At 28.4% G+C, this 2,937-nt stretch carries 3 protein-coding genes; all 3 read left to right on the top strand.

The window, feature by feature from the left end:
• The first annotated feature begins 124 nt into the window (after window positions 1–124).
• The 3 genes from FNW21_RS16030 to FNW21_RS16040 all read left to right on the top strand — a co-directional run bounded on the left by FNW21_RS16030 (window position 125) and on the right by FNW21_RS16040 (window position 2,804).
• Complete coding sequence (locus FNW21_RS16030; RefSeq protein ID WP_144257756.1) at window positions 125–1,015, top strand: DUF6602 domain-containing protein; 891 nt, start codon at window positions 125–127, stop codon at window positions 1,013–1,015.
• Window positions 1,016–1,017: 2 nt separating this feature from the next.
• The gene (locus FNW21_RS16035; RefSeq protein WP_144257757.1) at window positions 1,018–2,091 is read left to right on the top strand and encodes a nucleoid-associated protein; all 1,074 of its coding nucleotides are present in this window, start codon (window positions 1,018–1,020) and stop codon (window positions 2,089–2,091) included.
• Window positions 2,092–2,267: 176 nt separating this feature from the next.
• On the top strand, window positions 2,268–2,804 hold the full coding sequence (locus tag FNW21_RS16040; RefSeq protein WP_144257758.1) for a DcrB/PsbP domain-containing protein: 537 nt from the start codon (window positions 2,268–2,270) through the stop codon (window positions 2,802–2,804).
• The last annotated feature ends 133 nt before the right edge of the window (window positions 2,805–2,937 follow it).

The following is a 2,937-nucleotide window of genomic DNA, read 5'->3' on the forward strand; positions in this document are numbered from 1 at the left end:
TTTGGGGATTTGGCTTAATTTGAAGTTGGGTTTGTATTTGGAAGTTTTGGCAAATCCGAAGAATAGGCTTAATTTAGCCCCAAACTGCTTGTAGCGCGAGAACGTTGGCAGAAATGTTAAAAAAATGAGTACAGAAAAAGATACCGAATTTAGAAAGTTGTCAATTGATAGTTTCTTCAATTTTGAAGCAGACCACATAGATATTGCATATAAACAGGTAAAACTTATTCACAATAGTGGAGATATTTATTCATCTGGTAATCAATTTGAGAATGCAGTTAGAGAGTTTTTTAAAATTAAATTACCTAATAAATATTATGTAAGCAATGGACACATTATAGACAAATATCTTAATACCAGTCCTCAACTTGATTTAATTATTGCAGATAATTTTAAGACACCTGTACTTTATACAACTTTGGATAAAAGTGAATATTTAACTTACGAATCAATTTATTCTTATGCAGAAATTAAATCAAGTTGGAATAAAAAACACATAACTGATTTTATATTAACCAGAGAAAGAATGCAACAATTTTTGGAAAGAGAAAATGTAAGTCCAAATTTTATTGATACGGGAGGAAAAGGAATTGAACTTGACATTGAAACAACCACAAATTCAAGTAAAAATCCGTTATTTACTTTTATGTTTATTGGGAATTCTGATAATTTCACATTCGAACATATTAAAGAAATATACAACAAAACAGACTGGAAATTTCTACCAAACATAATTTGCCTATTTGATAAAGGAATTATAGTTAACATAAATAAAAAGTGTTTAGATAATAATACTTTTAAAGTAAATATTTATCCAGAATTCATAGAAAATAAATCAGAAAATCAGTGGGTTCTTTTATCATACGATAAAAAAAGGAGTTCACTTGGAACTCTATATTATATAATTTTAGAGCATCTAAACACTTGTGTATTGGGTTATCCAAATATGCTTGATTATATGCAACAAATTTTTGAAATTAAATCTGAAAACATTGACCCTTTAAACGATTATTAAATATGATAGATGCTGAAAAATTACAAATTGATCGAATAATTATTCATAAAGTTCTTAAAAAAAAGGAAAATGGAGAACACGGTTTTGCAGAACACACTGATGAAATTTTTTATTTTGGTGAAACTGAACTCGATACTCTAAAAGATAGAATTTGTTCTGCATTTTCAAAGTCTAAAAGATTTTTTAAACTTGAAATTACATCATTTGAAAAAGAAAGTTTTTTTGGTAATTCAAGTAAATTAAAAGGTGCAACTAATATAGAATTCATAGAAAAATCTAAAAATATTGCAGATTTACTTGCAATAAGTCACGACCGTAGAACAATACCAAGTGGTTTGTTACTGGTTATGGATGGATATTATGAAAAAACAAAACATTTCACATTAGTTATAAAAGCAGAATTGCAAGAGGCTTTTACAATTAATGAAATAAATGATAAAAAAATCGTTGAGTTAATTAACGATTTATTTCTATCACCTGCAAAAGAATTTTATAAAATTGGATATATTATTGAAGATACTAATGTTGGTAAATTCCCAAATAATAAATATTCATCTTTTATGTATGACGATAATTTCAGTCGAGGTAAAAGAGATTTAGCAGAATATTTTTATGATAAATTTTTAGGGTTTACCTCTAATAATAACGATAAACTTTTAACAGTAAATTTCTACGATGATGTATATAAGTTTATTGACAGAAATGTAATTGGTTTTGATAATAAAAAAGGATTAAAAAATGCTGTCAGAGTTCTATACAGAGAAGATATGACTGGAATAATAAATCCAAAGGAGTTTGCGGAATTAAATTTTGAAGAAGAACTCTTAAAAAAGTACGAAACCGAAGTTGGAAAAAATTACACACATTCGTTCACAAAAAATCTAGAATTAGTAGATAAAAGTTTAGAACGCGGAAAAATATTATTGGTTGAAGACTTGAAAATTGAAGGGCCAAATGATTCTTTACAAAACGTGAGCGTAATGAGCGGTAAAAATATAGATTTTGAACGTTTAAAATTGTCAATTGAAGATGGAAGTATAAAACAATTAATTACTATAAAAACGGGGAAAAAATAAAAACACTTCTGCCAACACACGCTACAACGGATTTGGGCAATTGGCTTAATGGAAAGTTGGTTTTGTATTTGTGATGATTTGGCAAATCCGAAAACAGGGCTTAATTTAGTCCCAAACCCGCTGTAGCGCGAGAACGTTGGCAGTAACAATAACAAAAATATCGTAAATAAAACAGAATGAGAAAAAACAATTTAAAAACAATTTTATCAGTTGCAGTATTAATTCCATTTATAAGTTTTGCCCAAATTAAAATGGAAAAATTGAATTTACTAAATGGAAAAGTCGAATTTAATTCCCCAACGGAATTAACTAAAATGACTGATGAAATGTGGACATTAAAATATCAAAATAGACCGAAACCAACACTTGTATTATCAGATAAAAATGGAGAGGTCAATTTTATTGCGGATATGACAAACCAACCTGCATCTGAAAGCCAATTGGACTCATTTAAAGATTTCCAAATCCAACAGTTAAAAAGAAACAGACCTGATTTAAATGTTTTGAATGGTGGCGTAAAAGTTATTAATGGAAAGAAAGTTGGATATTTTAAATTTATAACACAAGCAATTGACCAAAAAGTTTTTAATTACTATTTTTTCACAATTGTTGATGGAAAAATTTTATTATTCACTTTTAATTGCATAGAAAAACTGCAAATTAATTGGGAAAAGTCAGCAGATGAAATTGTAAGTTCTCTTAAAACTAAATAAAATTGCTACTGCCAACAGCCACTACAACGGATTTGGGCATTGGGTTTAATGGAATGATGGTTTTGTATTTGGGATGATTTGGCAAATCCGAAGAATAGGCTTAATTTAGTCCCAAACCCGCTGTAGTGCCAGA

It is taken from the genome of Flavobacterium restrictum (assembly GCF_007097245.1).
Taxonomy (GTDB): Bacteria; Bacteroidota; Bacteroidia; order Flavobacteriales; family Flavobacteriaceae; genus Flavobacterium; species Flavobacterium restrictum.